At 46.6% G+C, this 247-nt stretch carries 1 pseudogene; it reads right to left on the bottom strand.

Features of this window, described 5'->3' with window-relative positions:
• A pseudogene (locus tag R0K30_RS23015) lies at positions 1 to 247 on the bottom strand (hypothetical protein); the annotation flags it as partial.

A 247-nucleotide genomic window follows, 5' to 3' on the forward strand; every position in this document is an offset into this window, starting at 1 on the left:
GCCGTTATTTTATCGAAATCAACTTTAGACGCGCCAGCAATAATTTCCGGCAACAGCATGCGTCGCAGCATAAAGTTTTGCCTTATTTCGAGCAATGTCAGCGGTGCTACTTGAGTGATCCGAGGGGATAGCGTGACCAAAAAATGTTGCGCAGCCAGACGTTCCATCATGTTTCTCGCCATTGCGCGGCTAATACCAAAAGTTTCACTCAGAATATTTTCTGACACTTTTTGGCTGGGCGGCAATG

The organism is Bacillus sp. SIMBA_154, from assembly GCF_046536015.1.
GTDB classification, from domain to species: Bacteria; Bacillota; Bacilli; order Bacillales; family Bacillaceae; genus Bacillus; species Bacillus pumilus_P.